Source organism: Actinomadura luzonensis, from assembly GCF_022664455.2.
Classification (GTDB): domain Bacteria; phylum Actinomycetota; class Actinomycetes; order Streptosporangiales; family Streptosporangiaceae; genus Nonomuraea; species Nonomuraea luzonensis.
In genome coordinates this window covers 5,393,709-5,414,356 of the sequence record NZ_JAKRKC020000001.1, presented here as the reverse complement: position 1 = coordinate 5,414,356, position 20,648 = coordinate 5,393,709, and the positions used below count along the sequence as shown (strand labels likewise).

Here is a 20,648-nt window from a genome sequence, read left to right as displayed (position 1 = left end):
TCTCTCACTATGCGAGTCTTCGTCACAGGCGGCACCGGGGCGATCGGCGGGCACGCGGTCCCGGCCCTGCTGGCCGCGGGGCACGCGGTGACCGCTCTCGCCCGCACGCCCGCCAAGGCCGCCGCGCTCGCCGCCTCGGGCGCGACCCCCGCCGAGGTGTCGCTCTTCGACCGCGACGCCCTGGCCGCCGCGTTCGCCGGCCACGACGCGGTGGTCAACCTCGCGACCGCGATCCCGTCCATGAGCAGGTTCATGAGCGCGAGCGCCCAGGCCGCCAACCGCCGCGTGCGCGTGGAGGGCTCGGCCGCCGTCGCGGACGCGGCGCTCGCCGCCGGGGTGCCGAGGCTCGTCCAGGAGTCGGTCAGCATGATCTACCGCGACCAGGGCGACCGGTGGATCGACGAGGACGCGCCGGTCGACCACTACCCGATGGCCCGCGGCAACCACGCCGCCGAGGCGAACGCCCGCCGCCTCGGCGAGGCCGGCGGCGCGGCGGTGGTGCTGCGCCTCGGCTGGTTCTACGGCCCCGGCGCGGCGCACAGCGAGCAGCTCTACGCGCAGGCCCGCCGGCACGTCGCCATGATCCTCGGCCACCCGGACGGCTACCTGTCCGCGATCCACCTGGACGACGCCGCCACCGCCGTCGTCGCCGCGCTCACCGCTCCGCCGGGCGTCTACAACGTGGTGGACGACGAGCCGCTGACCAAGCGCGCCTTCGCCGCCGCGCTGGCCGCCGCCGCCGGGGCGCGCCCGTGGGTGCGGGGGCCGGGGCGGGCCGCGTACCTGCTGGGGGACCGGCTCACCTCGCTCACCCGCTCGCTGCGGGTCGCCAACCGCCGGCTGCGCGAGGCCACCGGCTGGGCGCCGCGCCACCGCAGCGCCCGGGAGGGCTGGCGGGCCACCGCCGCGGTGCTCGACGCGCGGCCCGGTCGGTGAGCGGGCGGGCCGGTCGGCTGCGGCCGGTGGACCTGGCGCGCGAGCACGGCCTGTCCACCCAGGCGGTACGCAACTACGAGGAAGCGGGCATCCTGCCGGCCGCCGCGCGGACGGAGACGGGGTACCGGACGTACACGCCGCGCCACGCGCAGGCGCTGCGGGCCTTCCTCGCCCTGGTGCCCGCCCACGGGCACGCCACCGCGACGGCGATCATGCGGGCGGTCAACGCGGGGACGGTCGAGCAGGCGTTGCGGCTCATCGACGAGAGCCACGCCCAGCTCCTCGACGACCGGCGCACGCTCCAGGCGGTGGAGCAGGCCCTCGGCGACCTGACCGGCACCCGGCCGCCCGGCGGAACGGGACGGCGGGGGACGGAGGCCAGAGGAGAAGCGGCGGAAGCCGGGGCGGAGGGGACGTTCATCGGGCCGCTGGCCCGGCGGCTCGGCCTGCGCCCCGCGACGCTGCGCAAGTGGGAGCGGGCCGGGCTGGTCAGGCCGCGCCGCGACCCGCGCACCGGCTACCGGGTCTACACCGCCGCCGACGTCCGCGACGCGCGGCTCGCGCACCAGCTCAGGCGCGGCGGCTACCTGCTGGAGCAGATCGCCCCGCTGATCGGCCAGGTGCGCGAGGCCGGCGGCGTCGAGCCCCTGGAGGCGGCGCTCCAGGGCTGGCGCGACCGGCTGTCGGCCAGGGGCCGGGCGATGTTGTCCGCCGCCGCCGCGCTGGAGGCGTACCTGAGCCCGCCGGACTGAGCGGGGGCAGGGGCGGGTCACGGGCGGCGCAGCAGGCGCACGCCCAGCAGCGCCAGCCACGCCCACCCGGTGACCACCGCCACCCGCTGGAACAGCCCGCCGTACGCGACCAGCGCGGGCGCCTGCGCGAAGGCCGCCGTCGCCAGCCCGAACGCCACCGCGAACACGACCGCGCTCACCGCCGAGTACACCGCCCACGCCCGCTCGCCGGCCCGCGCGCAGCGCACGGCGAACACCGCGCACGCGACCGGCAGCGCCACGAACGCGGGCAGCGACACCAGGTCGTGCAGCTCGGCGGCCAGGCCGCTGTAGTGCGGCAGCAGATCGGGCGTGCCCGGCGGATAGCCGCTCACCGGGTCGGTGGTGAACACGCCGGCCGCCACCAGCATGGCCCCCCAGATCCCGACGAGGACCGGCAGCGAGCGGGAGCCGCGCAGCGCCCGCGCGAGGCCGGCGGTGAAAGCGAGGGTCAGCAGCCCGGCCACGACGAAGTTCGCCGACTGCACCCAGCCGTGCGGGCCGAGCGCGAGGGAGCTGACCGGGTGGCGCAGCGGGTCGTACCCGGCGCGCAGGGCGCCCTGCACGAGGAACGCGCCGACGAACAGCGTCCCGGCGGCCGGCCCGCACGCGAGCAGTCGCCTGGTGACCGGCCCGGGCGCGGGGGCGCGCGGCGCCTCGGGCGCCGGGGGAGTGAGTGTGCGCATGCCTGTCAGGCTAGATTGACACCTGCGCGCGTGTCAATCCAGCCTGACAAGACGGCTCAGCTCCCGACGGGCTCCGCCCGCAGCCGCGCCGAGTGCTTGACCAAGGCGATCAGCACCTCCCTGCTCGACTCCCGCTTGCGGGCGTCGCACAGGACGATGGGGATCGCCGGGTCGAGCTGCAACGCCAGCCGCACCTCGTCCAGCTCGTACGTCGGCGCCCCCTCGAAGCAGTTGACCGCCACCACGAACGGCGTGCCGCGCCGCTCGAAGTAGTCGACCGACGGGAAGCAGTCGGCCAGCCGCCGCGTGTCGGCCAGGATCACCGCCCCCAGCGAGCCCTCCGCCAGCTCGTCCCACACGAACCAGAAGCGCTCCTGGCCCGGCGTGCCGAACAGGTACAGGACGTAGTCGTTGCCGAGGGTGATCCGGCCGAAGTCCATGGCCACGGTGGTGGTCCGCTTGGCCTCGACCGACGTCAGGTCGTCGACGCCGATGCCGCGGTCGGTGAGGATCTCCTCGGTGCGCAGCGGCCGGGTCTCGGAGACCGCGCCGACCATCGTCGTCTTGCCCGCGCCGAACCCGCCGGCGACGAGGATCTTGATCGCCGTCGGCAGGCGCGGGCGCTCAGAGCGAGCGAAGACCATCGAGCACCGCCCTGTACATCTTCATGTCGTGCATGTCCACCTCGGATCGGGGTTCCTGGGCAGAGACGAGTTCGCGGTCGAACAGGTCGCCGAGCAGCACCCGGATGGTGCCGGCCGGCAAATCGAGGTGCGCGGCGATCTCCGCCACGGACTTGGGCTCGCGGCAGATCTGGAGGATGCGCAGGTGCTCGGGATCGAGCCCGGCGTCGGGCCCCGGCGGCGGGCCGATCGCCAGGGCCATGGAGATCAGGTCGAACTTGCCGTGCGCCGGCATCGTCCGGCCCCGCGTCACGACGTAGGGCCGGACGATCTCCGGGTCGACCCAGTGCTCGTCGGCGGAGCCGTCGGGAACGGTCACCGGTCGCTCCCGGCCGTGCCGCCGACGGCCTCGGGGTTGCGGGCGCCCGAGGTGAGGTACTGGCCGACGCGGGCCACCATCATCGCCATCTCGTACGCGATGAGGCCGATGTCGGCGTTCTGCGCGCACAACACCGCCAGGCAGGCGCGCTCGCCCGCCGTGGTCACGATGAGGAACTGGCTGCGCCACTCCACCACCGTCTGGCGCACCGCGCCGCCCTTGATGTAGTCGGAGACGCCCCTCGCCAGGCTCTGCAGCCCGGAGGCCACGGCCGACAGGTGCTCGCCGTCGGTGCGCTGCAACCCGGCCGACGAGGCCATCAGCAGGCCGTCGGAGGACAACACGATCGCGTGCTCGGCCTCCTTGACCCGCCCGACGAGGTCGTCGAGCAGCCAGTTGAGGTCAGTGCCCGAGGTGGGGGTCATGCTTCCTCGCCTCCCGACTGTTCGTCCAGCAGCCTGGCCGCCTCCGTGCGGCCGAGGCGCGTGCCTGACTGCAGAGATCCCATCATCGCGCGGATCTCCTCCGGCGAGCGCTCGTCATCGTCCTCCTCGAAATCTGGCTGCGTGGGCGTGTCGTCCCGCAGCGCCGGGGCGAGGTTCGCCTGCGGCACGCGGAGCGGCAGGCCCCCCGGGGTGAACTCGGCCGCGGGCCGCCGCGCGGCCGGGCCGGTCTCGGGCTCCGGCTCGGGTGTCGTCCCCGCTCCGGCCTCAGGGGGCGGGGCGGGCTGGGGGCCGCGGCTCGGGGCCGGGGCCTGGGCCGGGACCGCGGGCTTGAGCGTGCGGACGTTCTCCGCCGGCCTCTCCGGCCGGGGCGTCTCGGAACGGGTCATCTCAGGGCGGGTCACCTCCGGGCGGGCCACCTCAGGCCGGGCCACCTCCGGGCGGGCCGCCGTGGCCACCCCCGTCTGCCTGCGGGGCAGCCGCTCGGCGTCGCCGCCGTGGTGCCGCGGCGCCGGGTCGAGCTCGACGAGCTCCTGCGGCAGCAGCACCACGACCGTCGTCCCGCCGTACGGGCTGGCCTTCAGCACCACCTGGATGTCGTGCCGGCGGGCGAGCCGGCTCACCACGTACAGGCCGAGGCGGGCGGTGCCGCTGATGCGGAACTCCGGCGGGTCGGCGATGCGCCGGTTGGCGGCCTCCAGGTCCTCGGGCTTCATGCCGAGGCCGCGGTCCTCGACCTCGATCACGTACCCGTTGGCCACGAGCTGGCCGCTGACCTGCACGTTCGTGTACGGCGGCGAGAACGACACCGCGTTCTCGATGAGCTCGGCCAGCAGGTGCACGACGTCGCCGACGGCCCGGCCGACCAGCACCACGTCGCCCATGGGCAGCAGCGAGACCCGGGTGTAGTCCTCGACCTCGGCCAGCGCGCCGCGGACGACGTCCACCATGGGCACCGAGCGGCGCCAGGTCCGGGCGGGGGAGGAGCCGGACAGCACGATGAGGTTCTCCGCGTTGCGCCGCATCCGGATGGCCAGGTGGTCCAGCCGGAACAGCTCCTTCAGCTCCTCGGGGTCGGTCTCGCGGCGCTCCATCACGTCGAGGACGGTGAGCTGCCGGTGCACCAGGCCCTGCGTGCGGCGGGCCAGGCTCAGCAGGATGTCGCGGATGCCGCGGCGCAGCTCGGCCTGCTCGGCGGCGACCCGGATCGCGGTGCTCTGCACGGTGTTGAACGCCTGGCCCACCTGGCCGATCTCGTCGTCGCCGAACTGCAGCGGCGGCGCCTCGGCGGCCACGTCCACCTCCTCGCCGCGGCCGATGCGCTCCACGATGTCCGGCAGGCGGTGGTCGGACAGCTCGTGCGCGGCGTCGCGCAGCTTTTGGAGCTGGGCGAACAGGGCGCGGGCCGTGGTGATGGACAGGACGATCGAGGCGATGACCGCGATCAGGCCGAGGCCGCCGGCCAGGGCCAGCCGGATGACCACGTTCACGGCGACCGGCACGACCCGCTCCACGAGGCGGTCGCCCGCGCTCAGCACCATCGTGTTGAACTCGGTCAGCGCCCGCTCGGTCGCGGCCTTCCAGGCGTCGCCGCCGAAGGGCAGGATCGCGAGGCTCGGGTTCTGCTCGCCGATCTGGCGTTCCATGGTCGCCAGGCGGGCGAAGGCCGCGCCCTTCATCAGCTTGTCGTAGGTCACCCGGTCCTCGGCCGGCAGGTCGGCGGCGGCCTGCTCGGCGATGATCCGCCAGGCGCCGACGGTCTGCGTGAACTGCGCGTGCTCGGCGGCGGTCAGCCGGCCCTCGGCCAGCGCGCCGGCGAGCAGCGCGTCCTCGCGGGTGAGCACCTCGCGGGCGCGGCTGAGGGCGAGCAGGGTGCGGACGTCCTTGGCGAGGGCCTTGTCGTCGAGCGTGGCGAGGGAGCCGTACAGGCTGAAGACGGGGTCGATGACCTCGGCGTAGGCGTCGGTGACGCCCACCCGGTCGAGCTTGCCGGCGTCCACCGAGCGCCGGAGCTGCTTGATGGAGTCGAGCCGCCGGAAGACGTCGGCGAGCCGCTGCTCGCCCTCCTCGTCGCTGGCCCAGCCGACGATCGCCGCGCTCGCCGACTCGCGGAACGCGCCGAGCAGGCGGTCGGTCTCCTTGCGCTGGAGGTCGAGGTCGCGGCGGGAGCGCGGGGTGTCGTCGCTGAGCCGCACGATCGAGACGCGGCGCTCCTTCTGCAGCTCGACCAGCAGCGGCTCGCTCGGCGCGACCACGGACGAGTCGAGCTGGGAGACCCACAGCAGGTTGACGCCCTCGCGCAGGGTGACCCAGGCCGCGAACGCCCACAACGCCGCCAGGGAGAGCAGCAGAGCCGTGACTTTGGTCCGCAGTCGTGTATTGCGGAAGCCCATTTTACCCACCCTGTGTGAATCTCATTCGCGTTGCCGGCGGCCGTATCGATCAAGGAACTCTAGCGCAGTCGCAAAGGGCCTCTCAAGCAACGGCAAACATCGGGCACACCAAATAACCATATTGACAAAATTGGTCATATATGGTCAAAAACGATATCTTGTGCGAGTGAGTGACTCCTCCCCCGCTTACTTCACCATTCACAACCAGCTCGCCGACCGCCTCCTTGACCGATCACATCAACTGGCCGGCGTGCCCGCGGGCGACCGCGACGCGGTGCTCGCCACCGCCCTTGACGCCGTGCCCCGCGCCGCGGCGCTGCTGCGTCCTTACAACCGCCTTTTCCCGGACGGCGACAGCTCGGCCAGCCGGCTCGCGTTCAGCTGCCTGTCGGCGGCGGCCACGTTCCCGCGCGCGGACGCCGGGCGGGTCGCCGACCTGGGGACGCTGACGACGATCCTGTTCGGCGTGGACGACATCGCGGACGGCATCACGGGCGGCATCACGGACGGCCCCGCGGGCGGGGTCGCGGGCGGCTTGACGGCCGGGTCCGGCGGCGTGTCGCCGGACGGCGTCGCGGAGCTCTTCGACCGGATGGCCGCCGCCCTCGCCGGCTCCCCGCCCCCCACCGGCGACGGCCCCGTCGGCGAGGCCCTGCGCGCCTGGTCGGCGTGGTGCGAGCGCTGGTACGGCCACGCCGCCTCCGCCGGGTACGCGCCCGTCCTGGCCGACCAGCTCTCGATCGCCGGGGCCGCGATGGCCCGCGAGCGCGCCTGGGCGACGGGGGAGCGGCCGTGGCCCGGCTACGAGCCGTACCTGGCCAACGGGCGGATCACCATCCTCTACCACGCCTGGTGGCTGGCCGCCCTGCCCCTCTGCGGCCCGCCCGGCGCGCCCGAGGAGCACTGGCGGGCCCTGGAGCCGGTCCTCGACCTGGGCGCGGCGTGCCTGCGGCTGGCCAACGACCTCCGCACGTTCGAGCGGGAGCGGCGCGAGGGCAAGCCGAACGCCGTGCTCATCCTGGAGCGCGGCGGTCTTGACGTCCCCGCCGCGGTCGAGCGGGTCAAGGGTCACCTCGCCGGGCTCGGCCGGGAGCTGGCCGCCGGGCTCGCCGCGCTGCCCGCCGCCCTGGCCGGGGCCGCCGACGGCCAGCGCCGCAGCGTGGCCTTCAACGGCGGCTGGTACCTGGCCAGGGACACGCACGCGTACACCGTGCGGGACCTGGCCAGGGACGCGGAGGGGCATCGCGGCTAACGTCCGTCGCGCCCGGCCGGGGCGGCGTCCCGGGCCGCCCGCTCGACCAGGTAGGACGCCGCGATGACCGCCGCCCGGGTGATGGCGATCGGCGCGTACAGGTCCTTGTCGTGCCAGAGCGGCGGGTGGTCCGCGCCCGCCGCCCCCGCCAGGTACGCCTGCCCCCGCCGCGCGGCCTCCAGGCCGCGCGGGTCCTGCCGGCAGCGGGTCAGCAGCAGGGTCTGGATCGCGTACGCGCTCTCCTCGGCGGTGCCCGCCCAGCGGCCCCAGGAGCCGTCCGGGCGCTGCGTGGCCAGCACCCACTCGGCGGCGGCGCGCACCGCGGGGGCCGACCGCTCGCCGCCGAAGGCGTCCAGCGCGAGCGCGCAGCTCACCGTGGCGTAGTACGGCGAGGCGTGCCAGCGGTCGCTCCAGCTCCCGTCCGGCTCCTGCCGCTCGCGCAGCCAGCCGGCCAGGTCACGTATGGTGCCGGCGTAGCGGGGCGCGGCGCCGGGGCGGCGGGCGGCGTACTGGCCGAAGGCGTCCAGGACGTGCGCGTTGACGCTCACCGACACGCCCTGCTCGCCCGGCCAGGTGGCGAAGTGCGCGCCCGAGCGGAAGCTCCACAGGCTGTCCGGCTCGCAGGGCAGGCCGAGCAGCGCCAGCGCGTACAGGGCGACCGACGTCGTGTCGGCGTCGGCCGGCAGCCCCGGCCCCGCGGGGGTGCCGGCCGGCCCGATCGCGGCCCGCAGGTCGGCCGGGATCTCCGGCGGCACCTCCACCGGCACGCCCGCCCGTACCAGGAGGCTCAGCACCCAGCCCCGCTCGAACACGGTGATCGGCAGGCCCACCGGCACCGGGCCGCCGTGCAGGCGGACGATCGCCTCCAGGTGCCCGCGCGCCGCCTCCGACGCGTCGGCCGTCCGCTCGGGCTGGTCGTCCGCGAGCGCGGACCCGGAAGGGCCCGGGGACAACCAGGCGGCGGTGGCGGCGGGGGAGGCGCCCACCGTGCCGATGGCCGTGGGCCGCACGCCCGGCGCCCGCGCGGCCGCCTCGCCCGCGACCTCCAGCGCGTGCAGCAGCTTCTCCGGGATCCGCGCGCCCGAGGCGATCCACGTCCGCACCCGGGTGAGCGCGTCGTAGCTCATCCCCTCCGGCAGCGGCAGCGGGCGGCTCGGCGGGTGGCCGGGCAGGGCGGCGGCGTGCCGGTTGATGAGCGCCACGAGCGAGGGGACGATGTGCTCGATCGCCGGCATGTCCGGCAGCCCGAGCCGCCCGCCCGGCTGCCCGTCGTGTTGCCCGTCCGGACGGGCGTCCAGCCAGGCGCGGAGTGCGGCGAGCCCGCGTTCGGCCGCCGGGGCGAGGCGCCCGCGCTCGGCGTCGCCGCGGACGAGCGCGGCGAGCAGGCCCTCGGTGGCGCTCAGCGTCGGCACCAGCCCGTAGCCGTCGGGGGCGCCCCACGTGCCGTCCGGGCGCTGGGTGCCGGTCAGGTAGTCGATCCGCTCGCGGTGCCCGGTCAGCCAGGGGGCCAGCGAGACCAGCCGCCCGGTCTCGTACACGGAGGGCGACACCTGCCCCCACGGCCGCAGCATGAGGCTGGTCACCAGCTCGGCCGCCGCCGCGGCGAGACGCGCGCTCATCGCCGGGGTTCCAGCCTGAGCAGCAGCTTCTCCTTCGGCCGCACGGAGGCGCCCGGTACGGGGGTGAGCGGCTGCGGGTTGGTGAGCACCTGCCGGTACCTGCTGAGCACGTTCGCGATCACCAGCGGCGCCTCCACGTAGAACAGCGCCTGACCGAGGCAGACATGCGGCCCCGCGCCGAAGGGGATGAACGCGTAGCGGTGCCGCCGCGCGCTCCGCTCGTCGGCCCAGCGCTCCGGGTCGAACTCCAGCGGGCGCTCCCAGAACTCCGGCAGCCGGTGCGTCGTGTACGGGCTGACCAGCACCTGCGAGCCGGCCTTGATCCGGACGCCGCCGATCTCCGTGTCCGCCACCGTCTGCCGGGGGATGATCCAGGCCGACGGGTGCACGCGCAGCAGCTCCTGGAGCACCATGCGGAGGTAGGGGAGCCGTTCCATGTGCGCGGGCCGCACCGGCCCGCCGCCGACCACGCCGGCGATCTCGTCCTGGAGGCGGGCGTTCACCTCGGGGTGGTCGTGCAGCACCGACCAGAGCCAGGTCAGCGACATGGCGGTGGTCTCGGAGGCGGCCCCGTAGATGCTGACCAGGTCGTCGCGCACCTGCTTGAGGTCGACCTCGCCCTCCTGCTCCAGCCGGGCCGCGATCAGCGCGGAGACGACCTCGTTGCTGTGCGGGCGCTCGCGCCGGGCCTGCTCGATGAGCGGGTACACGATCTCGTCGATCTTCTTCGCGGACCGCAGGAACGCCCGGTCGCCCGGCACCTTGATCGAGTACGGCGCGAACGGCACCAGCAGCCGGAAGGCGATCGAGGTGGCGCACGTGGCGAACTCCGGCTGCAGCCGCTCGGCCACCTCCCGCGAGATCCGGCCGCCGAACAACACCTTGATGACCGCCTGGTTGACGATGCTGGTCATCTGGTGCCCGCCGTCGATCGGCCGGCCGGCGCGGGCGTACCCGTCCAGCTCGGCCATGCAGCCGTGGATGATGTCGGCCATGTCCTCGGCCAGCGAGGCGGTGTAGCGGGCGGTGAAGAGCGGCTGGAGAATCTTCCTGGCCGACGCCCATCCGTCGCCTTCGCCGAGGATGCTCCGGCCGGTCACGCGCTGCACGGGCCGCCAGAACATGCCCTCCCTGACGAAGTTCGTCCAGTCGGTCTTGAGCACCTGCTGGACGTGGTCCGGGTGGGAGATCAGGTACGGGCGGAAGGGGCCGAGGTCGAGGCGGACCACCTTGCCCCGGGCCTCGACGCCCATCCTCGCCAGCTCGGTCACCGGGTCCTTCACCAAACGGGGTACGGCCTTGTGGAGGGGGAGGACGTGGGGGCTGGTCACGGAGGGGTCCGTGGCGTGCGGCATGGCGGCGATCCCCTGGTATGGATGCGTACGCAGCGGCGGGCCGGCATGTAGCCTTCTGGGCAACTACAGGCCGTTTGTCATATTTCGCGTATTGTCACATGGGGGGCGCGTGATGATCAACTGGGTGGGGGTGGTTGTCTCACATGCCGGACATTTCATGACAAACGGCGAACTTGGGATGGATCATCGCATGCGTTTGCATGTAACTTCAAGATCGTACCGAGGTAGGAGCGCCAGTTGAGTCTCAGCCGTCCGCCGTCCGGCGAGCGCGCGGGCGTTCCCGGGGAGGCCGTGGAACGCTGCCGCCGCCTGCTCGAACCCGCCCTCCGCGAGGCCGTCGCCGGCCTGCACCCGTGGAGCTCGCGGATGGCCGGCTACACGCTCGGCTGGTCGGACGCCGACGGCCGTCCCCAGGCCGGCGACGGCGGCAAGGGGGTGCGTCCGGCCCTCGCGCTGCTCGCCGCCGAGGCCGTCGGCGCCGACGCGGCCGCCGCCGTGCCGGGCGCGGTGGCGGTGGAGCTGGTGCACGCCTTCTCGCTGGCGCACGACGACATCATCGACCACGACGAGCGGCGCCGGCACCGCGCCGCCCTGTGGAAGGCGTACGGGGTGGGGCCCGCCCTGCTCACCGGCGACGCCCTGCTGGCCCTGGCCGTCGCCCAGCTCGCCACCGCCCCGGAGGCGATGCGCCTGCTGTCGGCCGCGCTGACCGAGCTCGTCCACGGGCAGAGCACCGACATGGCCTTCGAGAACCGCCCCTGGCACGGCCCCCACGCGGTCACCCTCGACGAGTACACGCGGATGGCCGCCGGCAAGACCGGCAGCCTGCTGGGGGCCGCGGCGGCGCTCGGCGTCACCCTCGGCGGCGCGCCGCGCGAACTGGCCGACCTGATGTGGGAGATGGGACGCGACCTCGGGGTCGCCTTCCAGATCACCGACGACGTCCTCGGCATCTGGGGCGACCCGGCCGTCACCGGCAAACCCATCCACAGCGACCTGCGCCGCGACAAGAAGACCCTGCCCGTGCTGTGCGCCCTCGCCGCGGACGGGACCGCCGCCCGCGACCTGTCGGCCCTGCTGGCGGCGGGGCTCGGCGACGAGGACGCGATCGGCGCGGCGGCCCGCCTGGTCGAGGAGGCCGGAGGCCGCGCCCACGCCCAAGCCCTGGCCGACCACCACCTCGCCGCCGCCCTCCGAGCCCTGGACACTCACCTGCCGCACGCCACAGAACTCCGCGCCCTCTGCACCTCCCTGACCACCCGCACCCACTGACTCCCCCCAGCTCCCGGCCGATCCCCGCCCACCACCCTTGCCCTGACCCCAACCTCCACCACCCGTCCACCCCGCGATCGACCGTCCGCCGCGACCCCGCCGGCCGCCGTTCCTGCACCCGCTCGCACCCGCGCCAGCCCCCGCCCGCTCGCCCTTCGTTCCCGCGCCCGCCCGCCGGTCTGCGGACGCGGTCGGCGGGCGGAGGCCGCCGGTGCCTGGGGGACCGAAGGTCAGGGGGCGGGAGTCGGGCGGGAGGCGGTGTCGAGCAGGGCCAGTTCCTCCGCCCCCAGCACCACCTCCGCAGCCGCCATCAGAGCCCCCACCTGCTCCCCGTCACGCCCACTCGCGATCGGCGCCACCACGGTGGGCTGCGCCGCCAGCCACGCCAGCGCCACCGACGCCGGCTCCACCCCCCGTTCACCGGCCACCTCGACCAGCGCCTCCATCGTCCGCCGCCCGTGCTCGGAGCCCAGGTACTCCGCCGCCCGCCCGGCCCGCGGGCTGTCCACGGTGACGCCCGGCCGGTACTTGCCGGTCAGGAACCCGCGGGCCAGCCCCGAGTACGGCGTGCTGACCAGCCCTTCCCTGGTCACCACGTCCCGCAGCTCGCCCTCGTACCCCCGCTCCACCAGGTTGTACTCCTGCTGCAGCGCCACGTACCGCACGAGCCCTTCACTGTCGGAGACCTTGAGCGCCTCCGCCAGCCGCTCGGCCCCGTGGTTGGACGCGCCGACGTACCGCACCTTGCCCTCGCGCACCAGCGCGTCGAACGTGGACAGCGTCTCGGTCAGAGGTGTGTCGCGATCGTCCACATGCGCCCAGTACAGGTCGATGTAGTCGGTGCGGAGCCGCCGCAGCGAGTCCTCGACAGCGGCGCGGATGGTGGCCGGCGCCAGGCCGCGTCGCCCCTCCAGCATGCCGACCTTGGTGGCCAGGACGACGGAGTCGCGGTTGCGCCGGTCGGCCAGCCACTCGCCGATGATGATCTCCGAGGTGGACTCGCCGGTCGCCCAGTGGGGGTACACGTCGGCGGTGTCGATGAAGTTGCCGCCGCCCTCGACGTACGCGTCCAGGATCGCGAACGACGTCTCCTTGTCGGCCGTCCAGCCGAAGACGTTGGTGCCGAGCGCTATCGGAAAAACGGACAGGTCCGTGGTGCCTATGGATCTCATCCGGCTATTATTCCGCGCATCCAACAAGGAGGCCTCAATGGCGCCCCGATTACGTGGATGCCTGGTCGGCGCGGTGGTCGCCGGCGGCCTGTTCCTGCTGGGGCTGGCCCTGCTGCTGCCCCGCGGCGACCAACGGGCAGGCCCGCAACCCACCGCCTCCGCGACCGAAACCGGGAAATCCCCCGCCCCGTCCGCGAGCGCGTCCGCGCAGGTCGTCGACGAGCGACGCCTCGACGAGCGCAGGCTGGAGCTCACGATCCGCTCCCCGGCCCTCGGGGACGAGACCACGAAGGTCCGCCTGCTGCTCCCGCGCGACTGGGAGTCCCGCCGCGACTGGCCGGTGCTGTGGCTGCTGCACGGCGGTCTCGACGACTACACCTCCTGGACCGGCAAGACCGACGTCGCCGACCTGGCCCGCGACTCCGGCGTCATGGTCGTGATGCCGGACGGCGGCAAGTGCGGCAGCTACTCCGACTGGTGGAACGACGGCGACGGCGGCCCCCCGCGCTGGGAGACCTACCACCTGCGCGAACTGCTCCCCCTCCTCGAAGCCCGCTACCGGGCCGGCCCGCGCCGCGCGATCGCCGGCTACTCCATGGGCGGCCAGGGCGCGATGCTGTACGCGGCCAAGGGCTACTTCAAGGCCGCGGCCTCCTTCAGCGGCGCCGTCAACATCCTCGCCCCCGGCGTGCCGCAGGCGGTGATGGCGGGCACGGCGGTGGGCTGCTTCGGCACCGACTGGAAGCGCATCTGGGGCGACCCGGAGGCCCAGCGCGAGATCTGGCGCGCGCACAACCCGTACGACCAGGCCGAGAAGCTGAAGGGCGTCGAGCTGTACGTGGCTGCGGGCGAAGGCGACCTGGTGGAGGACCTCGCCAACCGCGCCGCCCACTCCTTCGCCGACCACCTCCGCGACCTGGACATCCCGGTACGCACCCACTTCTACCGGGGCGGCCACAACCACACGTACTGGCAACGCGAGCTCCACCGCGCCTACCCCATGCTCCTCGCCGCGATCGGCACCCGTTGACAGAGGCTCAGGCCCACCAGGGCACCCCGCTGTCTCAAAAGCCCGTCGCCTCAGACTCCCACCGGCTGAAGCGGGCGCCGGCCAGGGCCGGCACTGGCTCAGCCGGCACTCTGCCTCAACCGCCCGCTGAGGCAGAGTGCCGCCGCCCCAGCCGCCCGCCGACGCAAAGGGCCGCCGACGCTCCGAACGTCACCGGATAGACCGACGCCCGCTGACACAGAGGACCGCCGACCAGGGAACTGCCGACCCAGAGGGCCGTGTGCGCCGCCCCGCCAGCGACACCCCCGGGTCTGCCCGTCTCCGCCGCCCGCGCCGCTCCCGCTTGGGTCGCCCCGTCTGGGTTACCCCGCCTGGGCCCTGCCCTTGCCAGCGTCACCCCCGCTGGGGTCGCTCTGCTTGGGTCGCTCTGCTTGGGCCATCCGCCTGGGTCGTCCGCCTCGGCAGCCCTGCCCCCGCCTGGGTCGCCCCGCCTGGGTCGCCCTGCCTGGGTCGCCCTGCCTGGGCCGCCCCTGCCTGGGTCGCTCCGCCCGCGCCGCGCTGCCCCGCCTGGGCCTCGCCGCCTGTCTGCTTCAGACTGCCTCGCCCGCCTGTCCGTTCCAGTCTGTTTCGCACGCTTTTGTCTGCTCTCTCGCCCATCGCTCACCCATCGCCCGCCGGCCCCTTCGGCGCTCTTGCCGTCACCCGCGCCCCTCACCCCCTCCCCACCACCAGCATCACCGTGGACCGATCCCGAATCAGTGCTTGGGACCGGTCCACTCGTGGCATCGTGGGAGCTCCGGGAGGCGTGGCGGAGGGGCGATGGTGCCGCTATGGTTCGTGCTGTGGTGACGGGTGACATGCGCACGCGCATCCTGGACGCGGCGGAGGAGCTGTTCGCGGGCTCCGGCTACGAGGCCACACCGACGGCTGTCATCGCCAAACTCGCGAAGGTACCCAAAGGGCTGATCGTCGACTATTTCCCGCGCAAGATCGACGTACTGGTCGCCCTGGTCAACGAACGTACGCAGATCGAGGAGGGGCGCGAGGTCGACGCCGTGCCCGGCGACCCGGTGGGCACGCTCGCCCGGCTCGCCCGCGCCCTGCCGTTGCGCGCCTCACCGGCCATGCGGCGCATCCTGTTCCGCGAGGCCGACACGCACGGCTCGGTCAAGGAACGGCTCGGCCGCCTCAACGGCGAGCTGGTCCGCCGGGCCCGCTTCGCGCTGGAGCTGGCGCTACCCGGGGCCCGGGGTGACGCGGCGCGGCTGGAGATCGCCGCCGCCATGTTCGCCGCCGTCCTGCTCTACCAGGAGAACCTCTGGCAGCTCACCGGCCACCAGATCGACCCCGACGCCGTCGCGGAACTCATCGCCCACTCGCTCGTCTAGCAGCTCGTCCAGCGCGTCGCGCAGGTGCCGCAGCAGCGCCCAGACGTCGTCGACGCGCTCGGGGCAGGCGACGAGGCCGAAGTCGAGCATGCCGTCGTAAGAGAAGCAGGTGATGCTGAGCCCGCCGCTCATGTCCGTCAGTACGGACATCGGGTAGTACGACAACACCCTGCCGCCGCACAGGTACAGCGGGAACTGCGGCCCGGGCACGTTGCTGATGATCAGGTTGATCGGCGGGAACGCCATGCCCGCCAGCCTGAAGATCGCGGGCGTGGCCAGTGCCGTCACCGGGGCGGGCAGCAGCGAGCACAGCTCCTGCAGCCAGGTGGCCGGCGCCCGGGCGAACCTGCGCTTGGCCCGCCCCATCGTCTCGCCCACGATCTGCAGCCGCTCCCGCGCGTCGGTGACGTCCGTGGGCATGGGAGCGATCATGGCGGAGATCTGGTTGCCCGCCGCGTCCTTGGCCCCGTGCGTACGGACCGCCACCGGAACGGCCACCACCAGCGGCTCCACCGGCAACGCGTCCCGCTCCGCAAGCCAGCCGCGCAGGGCCGACGTGCAGAGGGCCATGATGACGTCGTTGACGCTGAGACCGTTGGCCTTGGCGACGTTCTTGACGTCCTTGAGCGACAACGACCCGAACGAGACGTGCCGCCGGCCACTGATGGGCCCGTTGAACGGCGTGCGCGGAGCCGACAGGCTCGGCAGCTCGGGCCGATCCACCGGCTCACGGGCCACCAGTCGCGCCGCCTTCGCGATCATCCGCGCGCCCGGCAGCCGCGACGCCACGGGGATGGCGTCCAGGTCCCCGGCCGCACGCACCACGGCCTGCGCGGCCCGCACCGGCTGCGTCGCCGACCGCACCGCAGCCCCGGCCAACATCCCGACCCACCCAGGCCCCTCGTCCCTCCGCCCCGCCACCACCACAGGCAGCGCACCCTCTTCCGGACCTGAAGCCGCAGTCGTCGAAGCAACGTCCTCTGCGGGTGGGCGTGCGGTCTGCGAGCCGACTCCTTCTGTGGCCGGGACCATGGTCGCCGGGGCAGCCGTTTCCGAAGGTGAAGGCGCGGAGGCTGCGGCCGAGAGCGCGAGGGTGGGCAGGTCGTCCTGGGCGGAGGGCCCCATGCTGGTGGGCAGGTCGTCCAGAGCGGGTGACTCGTCCCTGGCGGGCGATCGGCCTTCGGCGGACGGTTCGTCCGTGGCGGTCGGGCCGGGCTGCGGGCTCCGGTGGTCGTCGCGGCGGCTGGTGAGGTGGCCGTCGGGGGTGAGGTCGAGGAGGGTGGCCAGGGTCTCGGCGCCGGAGACGCCGTCGATGGCGGCGTGATGCACCTTCGTGTAGACGGCGACCCGCCCCTCCGGCAGTCCGTGGATCAGGTGCATCTCCCACAACGGATGCGACCGGTCCAGCCGCCGGGCATGCAGCTCCGCCACCGCCTCGGCGAGCTGCCAGTCGCTCCCCGGCCGGGGCAGCGTCATCTCGAACAGGTGGTTGTCGAGGTCGAAGCCGGGGTCGTGCGCCCAGTAGGGCCGGTCGAGCCCCAGCGGGACTTCGGCCAGGCGGAGGCTCAGCGCAGGGGAGAGGTGCAGCCGGTCGAGCAGGAGGTCCGCGAGCGCGGCCCGGTTGACCGAGCCGTCGCCGGAGTCCAGGATCGCCAGCCCCGCCACGTGCGCGGCGGTGGTCGCCGTCTCGACATTGAGGAACTGTGCGTCGAGCGCAGTGAGCTGGCGCATGTGCTCTCCTTTTCCCGTTGTACAGGCAGCATTGCATGAAGGGATTTCCGCGAGGTTTCCGCCAGAGTCTCCCAGATGAATTCGCCTGCCTCGCGCCTGCCTTAAGGAATTCCCAGCTCGGATTGCTGGTGACAATTCTCTATCCGATGACAACCTCAATCGGGTGTTGCACAACCGCGTCGAAGTGGTACCCGAACGGGTGCCGGGGGATGGTCAGCGCCTGCGCGGCCCCGGTCTCGTCGGTCGCCCGCGCCATGAGGAAGTAACGGCCCGGCCGCCGGGGAGCCCAGGTCACGTGCCACGGCAACCAGGCGCTGACCAGGTGACGTCCGTGTGACTCGGCCTCCCGCCAGGTGAGCCCGCCGTCGAAGCTGACCTCGACCCGGACGATCCTGCCCCGCCCCGACCAGGACCGCCCGTGCAGCACCAGCGGAACGCGGCTGATCGGCAGCCGCGCATTCCAGGCGAGCTCGAAAGCGCTCTTCACCGGCTGGGTGGTGACGTCCGGATAAAAGACGGTGTTCCAGGGGCTCAGCAGCTTGCTCGTTGAAACTTCTATCTCGCCGAGCCATTTGACCGACGCGATTCCCACCCATCCGGGCACCACCAGCCGCGCCGGGAACCCGTGGTCCGGCGGCAGGCGCTCGCCGTTCATCTCGTATGCCACGAGAACGTCGTCCATGGCCTTGTCGATCGGCAGCGGGCGGCGTACGTGCCCGTGATCCTCGAACGGCGCGTCCAGGCCGACGGGCAGCACGTCCACGGCGTCGGGCCGTACCCCCGCCTCCTTGAGCAGGTGCTTGAGCGGCACGCCGCGCCAGCGCGCCACCCCGATCGCGCCCAGCCCCCACTGCGTGCCGGGCGCTGCCTCGTGCTGCTGCCGGCCGTAGAACCGCCGCCCGTTGCCCGCGCACTCGATGGCGACGTCGTACGTGCGCGACGGCATGGCGCGCAGCTCCTCGTAGCTGAACTCGCGGGGACATCGGAGGCCGGCGCCGTGGAGGCGGAGATGCCAGGTGGTGGCGTCGATGAGCGGCGTGTAGGTGTGGTTGCGGACGAAGAACCGGTCGATGGGGGTGTGGTAACCCTGGCCGGACATGGCCTCCCACCGCATCTCGGCGCTCTCGCCGTGCACCTTGAAGAGGTGGTCGGGCAGGGGTTTCAGGATGGTCGCCGTGGCGTTCCTCATGGCTCTCACCTCGCTACTCGGCATTCCCTACCGGGAAACCATTTAATCTCCTTCCGCTGCTCTCCGTCACGATCCTTTGCCAAACGATGTCGTGGGTGTGTCGTCGTCTGCGCCTGGTGGTGGCGGCGGCGGTAGCGGTGCCGGTGAGCGGTCGTCGTGGTGATCGTGGAGGGCGACACGTCGGTGGGAGTGAAGCTTCTCGACTGTCCTTGCTTCTGTTGAGGCCCTGCGGTGGTGGTGCCGAGCCGATGACCGCCGGAGTTGGCTGGGATCCTGCTCGTCCGGCCGGGCGACGGCCTGCTGCTGGTCCGTGTTCTACCCCAGGGGCAGGGCTATGAACTGGGGAAACGTTCGCCTGTGTTGAGGCGTTCGAGTTGGGCGAGCAGGCCCGCGCGGTCGCCGTGGGCGCGGAGCCAGCGGCTGGTCCGGCAGGCGGACTTCGCGTAGATGGCCGGGTCCTTGGTGCCGGTGGCCAACCATTCGTCGAGTGTCGCCGGGAGGGGGCCGTCCGGGACGATCAGGCAGCGGTCCTGGGCGGATGGTGGCGCCAGGTAGCGGGAGTCGTTGGAGACCACGACGGCCAGGCCCTCGTCGAACCAGTGCGGGACCGCGTCGGCGGAGGGCAGGCGCGAGTGGAGCTCGACGTGGGACAGCTCGTGAGCGGCGATCACCGGGTTGACGCCGCGAGGGGACAGCATCACGGCGCGGTTGAGGATGGCGATACCGCGTTCCTGGCCGCCGCCGATGCGCCGGTAGCAGGAGTCGGTGAGGCACACCAGGAGGGACGGGTCGGTGCGGCGGGCGCCGTAGAAGGCCGTCACCAGTTGGCGGGCCTGCGCCACGGACTGGATGACCTGGGAACGCTGGGCCGGGGTGAGGTCGGGCTCCGTGTAGACGCCGTCCTGCAGCTCGGTCAGGCCGTAGCAGCCGGGGCAGGTGGTGGCGGCGACAGAGGGGAAGGCCAGGGCCACGCCGGCCACGGCGGCTGCGAGCAGGACCGTCAGCGTCGCGGCGATGCGTGCCCACAGCCTGCGGGGTTTGTTGCGGCGCACGAGGGGTCCTTTCAGCGGTGGCGGCGGTGGCGAGGTGTTGGAGGCGGGTGTCGCGGAGCTGCGAGGACACTCTGCCGCATCCGGTGGGTGCGGCACATCAACCCAGGGTTCGTCATTCCAGGGGTGGACGCTGAGGAGCGCGGTGTGGGTGGCGGGGGTCGCAAGGGCGGGGGCGGAGGGCGGAGGCGTCGGCGGCGGGCGTTCTGGGCATCGAGTCCCGGAGGTGCCCGGGGGAGCCGGTCGGTTGCGGAGAGCGGGCTTCAGGGGGTGGTGTCGCGGGGGCGGAGGCCGGTCAGGAGGGCGTCGAGGGCGTAGGTGAAGCGGTCCTCGTGGTCGGCGGGGGTGCCCAGGCCGGCGGACAGGGCGCGCATGAGCGTGGGGTGATGGGCGGGGTCGGGGACGAGGGCGGGGTCGGGGTCGGTGTGGCCGGGCGTCTGGCCGGCCTCGGCGAGGACCTGGCCGATCACGAAGGTGGCGAGCGTCGTGATCACGTGCAGGGCCTCCGTCGGGGTGAAGCCCTCGTCGGTGAGCGCCCGGGCGGCACGTTCCACGGTCTCCAGGCCGCCCGGGGTCGTGACCGGGCGGGTGGCTAGCAGCGGCAGCAGGGCGGGGTGGGCGAGCAGGGCGGAGCGGAAGGAGAGGGCGAAGTCGCGGGCCCAGGCCCGCCACGGCCCCTCCGGGTGGACGCGGGCGCGTGACAGGGTGCGGTCGATGAGGCCGTCCAGGACGGCGTCCTTGTTCGGCACGTAGTAGTAGAGCGTCATCGCCTCGACGCCCAGCTCGCGGCCCAGCCTGCGCATGGACAGCGCGGCCACGCCCTCCCGGTCGACGAGGCCGAGCGCGGCGTCGAGCACTTTCTCGGTTGACAATCCCACCCGTTTCATACACCGTAAGATAGCGTCGTCTTACAGTGTAAGAGAGGAACGAGGGGTCTGCCGTGGACAAGAAGGATGTCGTGCGCGGGTTCATCGCCGCCGTCAACGAGCGCCGCCTGGACGACCTGGGGAACTACCTGGCCGCCGACGTGGTGGACCATAACAAGATCATCTTCGGTGAGCCGGACGAGCCGGGAGCGGCGTTCGAGGGCCTCAAGATGCAGCTCGACGCGTTCGAGCCGTTCCGGCTCACGATCGAGGACCTGATCCAGGAGGACGAGCGGGTGGTCGCCCGGCTGGTGATGAACGGGGTCAACAGCGGCTACCACCCGCGCATGCCGGAGCCGACGGGCCGGCGCTTCGTCGCGGAAGTGATCTTCATCTTCACCGTGACGGACGCCGCGAGGATCAGCGAGATCCGGGCGGTCAGCGACCGGCTGGGGATGTTCTTCCAGCTGGGGTGGGACTGGCCGGAGGTGGACTGAGGGGCGGCCGCCCCTCAGT

The 20,648-nt window shown here is 73.2% G+C and carries 18 protein-coding genes and 1 pseudogene; 7 read left to right on the top strand and 12 right to left on the bottom strand.

Features of this window, described 5'->3' with window-relative positions; translation table 11 throughout:
- Positions 1–9: 9 nt before the first annotated feature.
- Together MF672_RS25770 and MF672_RS25765 are read left to right on the top strand one after the other, a co-directional pair.
- The gene (locus MF672_RS25770) at positions 10–936 is read left to right on the top strand and encodes an NAD-dependent epimerase/dehydratase family protein (protein WP_242374739.1); all 927 of its coding nucleotides are present in this window, start codon (positions 10–12) and stop codon (positions 934–936) included.
- 17 nt (positions 937–953) lie between these two features.
- Positions 954–1,688 carry a TioE family transcriptional regulator gene (locus MF672_RS25765; RefSeq protein WP_242374763.1) on the top strand — a complete coding sequence of 245 codons (735 nt, stop codon included), beginning with the start codon at positions 954–956 and terminating at the stop codon, positions 1,686–1,688.
- Between the two features lie 17 nt (positions 1,689–1,705).
- On the opposite strand, the gene MF672_RS25760 is transcribed toward MF672_RS25765, so the two are convergent.
- Genes MF672_RS25760 through MF672_RS25740 form a run of 5 tightly spaced genes read right to left on the bottom strand, consistent with a single transcriptional unit; the run spans position 1,706 to position 6,230 of the window.
- On the bottom strand, positions 1,706–2,392 hold the full coding sequence (locus MF672_RS25760) for a DUF998 domain-containing protein (protein ID WP_242374740.1): 687 nt from the start codon (positions 2,390–2,392) through the stop codon (positions 1,706–1,708).
- 56 nt (positions 2,393–2,448) lie between these two features.
- Complete coding sequence (locus MF672_RS25755; RefSeq protein ID WP_242374741.1) at positions 2,449–3,036, bottom strand: GTP-binding protein; 588 nt, start codon at positions 3,034–3,036, stop codon at positions 2,449–2,451.
- On the bottom strand, positions 3,017–3,394 hold the full coding sequence (locus MF672_RS25750; protein ID WP_242374742.1) for a DUF742 domain-containing protein: 378 nt from the start codon (positions 3,392–3,394) through the stop codon (positions 3,017–3,019). Before MF672_RS25750 ends, MF672_RS25755 begins: the two co-directional genes overlap by 20 nt.
- Positions 3,391–3,819: a roadblock/LC7 domain-containing protein gene (locus MF672_RS25745; RefSeq protein ID WP_242374743.1), complete on the bottom strand. Its 429-nt coding sequence runs from the start codon at positions 3,817–3,819 to the stop codon at positions 3,391–3,393. The genes MF672_RS25750 and MF672_RS25745 overlap by 4 nt, the downstream gene beginning before the upstream one ends.
- Entirely contained in the window at positions 3,816–6,230 is a 2,415-nt protein-coding gene (locus tag MF672_RS25740) for a nitrate- and nitrite sensing domain-containing protein (RefSeq protein ID WP_242374744.1), read from the bottom strand. The genes MF672_RS25745 and MF672_RS25740 overlap by 4 nt, the downstream gene beginning before the upstream one ends.
- A gap of 166 nt (positions 6,231–6,396) precedes the next feature.
- Between MF672_RS25740 and MF672_RS25735 the strand changes: the two genes are divergently transcribed.
- Complete coding sequence (locus MF672_RS25735) at positions 6,397–7,482, top strand: terpene synthase family protein (protein ID WP_242374745.1); 1,086 nt, start codon at positions 6,397–6,399, stop codon at positions 7,480–7,482.
- Here the strand turns inward: MF672_RS25735 and MF672_RS25730 are convergent.
- Both MF672_RS25730 and MF672_RS25725 read right to left on the bottom strand, forming a co-directional pair.
- Positions 7,479–9,101, bottom strand: coding sequence for a prenyltransferase/squalene oxidase repeat-containing protein (locus MF672_RS25730; protein WP_242374746.1), 1,623 nt, complete (start codon positions 9,099–9,101; stop codon positions 7,479–7,481). The genes MF672_RS25735 and MF672_RS25730 overlap by 4 nt on opposite strands.
- Positions 9,098–10,456 (bottom strand): cytochrome P450, encoded by a 1,359-nt coding sequence (locus MF672_RS25725; RefSeq protein WP_242374747.1) that lies wholly within the window; start codon positions 10,454–10,456, stop codon positions 9,098–9,100. The genes MF672_RS25730 and MF672_RS25725 overlap by 4 nt, the downstream gene beginning before the upstream one ends.
- Before the next feature lie 237 nt (positions 10,457–10,693).
- Between MF672_RS25725 and MF672_RS25720 the strand changes: the two genes are divergently transcribed.
- The gene (locus tag MF672_RS25720; protein ID WP_242374748.1) at positions 10,694–11,728 is read left to right on the top strand and encodes a polyprenyl synthetase family protein; all 1,035 of its coding nucleotides are present in this window, start codon (positions 10,694–10,696) and stop codon (positions 11,726–11,728) included.
- 230 nt (positions 11,729–11,958) lie between these two features.
- Here MF672_RS25720 and MF672_RS25715 read toward each other — a convergent pair whose 3' ends face one another.
- Positions 11,959–12,900 carry an aldo/keto reductase gene (locus tag MF672_RS25715; RefSeq protein WP_242374749.1) on the bottom strand — a complete coding sequence of 314 codons (942 nt, stop codon included), beginning with the start codon at positions 12,898–12,900 and terminating at the stop codon, positions 11,959–11,961.
- 37 nt (positions 12,901–12,937) lie between these two features.
- Here MF672_RS25715 and MF672_RS25710 point away from each other — a divergent pair, with 37 nt between their 5' ends.
- Both MF672_RS25710 and MF672_RS25705 read left to right on the top strand, forming a co-directional pair.
- A complete protein-coding gene (locus MF672_RS25710; protein WP_242374750.1) occupies positions 12,938–13,930 on the top strand; it encodes an alpha/beta hydrolase in 993 nt (330 codons plus the stop codon).
- Positions 13,931–14,766: 836 nt separating this feature from the next.
- Entirely contained in the window at positions 14,767–15,297 is a 531-nt protein-coding gene (locus MF672_RS25705; RefSeq protein WP_242374751.1) for a TetR/AcrR family transcriptional regulator, read from the top strand.
- Between the two features lie 12 nt (positions 15,298–15,309).
- Here the strand turns inward: MF672_RS25705 and MF672_RS25700 are convergent.
- The 4 genes and pseudogenes from MF672_RS25700 to MF672_RS25685 form a co-directional block, all read right to left on the bottom strand.
- Positions 15,310–17,028: pseudogene (locus tag MF672_RS25700) on the bottom strand (wax ester/triacylglycerol synthase domain-containing protein); the annotation flags it as partial.
- A 139-nt stretch (positions 17,029–17,167) separates the two neighbouring features.
- A complete protein-coding gene (locus MF672_RS25695) occupies positions 17,168–18,217 on the bottom strand; it encodes a sulfite oxidase (RefSeq protein ID WP_242374752.1) in 1,050 nt (349 codons plus the stop codon).
- Positions 18,218–18,549: 332 nt separating this feature from the next.
- Complete coding sequence (locus tag MF672_RS25690) at positions 18,550–19,269, bottom strand: hypothetical protein (protein WP_242374753.1); 720 nt, start codon at positions 19,267–19,269, stop codon at positions 18,550–18,552.
- Positions 19,270–19,529: 260 nt separating this feature from the next.
- A complete protein-coding gene (locus tag MF672_RS25685; RefSeq protein WP_242374754.1) occupies positions 19,530–20,138 on the bottom strand; it encodes a TetR/AcrR family transcriptional regulator C-terminal domain-containing protein in 609 nt (202 codons plus the stop codon).
- Positions 20,139–20,206: 68 nt separating this feature from the next.
- Here MF672_RS25685 and MF672_RS25680 point away from each other — a divergent pair, with 68 nt between their 5' ends.
- Positions 20,207–20,629: an ester cyclase gene (locus MF672_RS25680; protein WP_242374755.1), complete on the top strand. Its 423-nt coding sequence runs from the start codon at positions 20,207–20,209 to the stop codon at positions 20,627–20,629.
- Positions 20,630–20,648 lie beyond the last annotated feature (19 nt).

What these genes read in the sequence shown, in the direction of transcription:
- MF672_RS25715 (WP_242374749.1), bottom strand. Translation starts at nt 12,900, where the DNA reads ATGAGATCCATAGGCACCACGGACCTGTCCGTTTTTCCGATAGCGCTC.
- MF672_RS25725 (WP_242374747.1), bottom strand. Translation starts at nt 10,456, where the DNA reads ATGCCGCACGCCACGGACCCCTCCGTGACCAGCCCCCACGTCCTCCCC.
- MF672_RS25745 (WP_242374743.1), bottom strand. Translation starts at nt 3,819, where the DNA reads ATGACCCCCACCTCGGGCACTGACCTCAACTGGCTGCTCGACGACCTC.
- MF672_RS25770 (WP_242374739.1), top strand. Translation starts at nt 10, where the DNA reads ATGCGAGTCTTCGTCACAGGCGGCACCGGGGCGATCGGCGGGCACGCG.
- MF672_RS25730 (WP_242374746.1), bottom strand. Translation starts at nt 9,101, where the DNA reads ATGAGCGCGCGTCTCGCCGCGGCGGCGGCCGAGCTGGTGACCAGCCTC.
- MF672_RS25710 (WP_242374750.1), top strand. Translation starts at nt 12,938, where the DNA reads ATGGCGCCCCGATTACGTGGATGCCTGGTCGGCGCGGTGGTCGCCGGC.
- MF672_RS25740 (WP_242374744.1), bottom strand. Translation starts at nt 6,230, where the DNA reads ATGGGCTTCCGCAATACACGACTGCGGACCAAAGTCACGGCTCTGCTG.
- MF672_RS25695 (WP_242374752.1), bottom strand. Translation starts at nt 18,217, where the DNA reads ATGAGGAACGCCACGGCGACCATCCTGAAACCCCTGCCCGACCACCTC.
- MF672_RS25760 (WP_242374740.1), bottom strand. Translation starts at nt 2,392, where the DNA reads ATGCGCACACTCACTCCCCCGGCGCCCGAGGCGCCGCGCGCCCCCGCG.
- MF672_RS25705 (WP_242374751.1), top strand. Translation starts at nt 14,767, where the DNA reads ATGCGCACGCGCATCCTGGACGCGGCGGAGGAGCTGTTCGCGGGCTCC.
- MF672_RS25755 (WP_242374741.1), bottom strand. Translation starts at nt 3,036, where the DNA reads ATGGTCTTCGCTCGCTCTGAGCGCCCGCGCCTGCCGACGGCGATCAAG.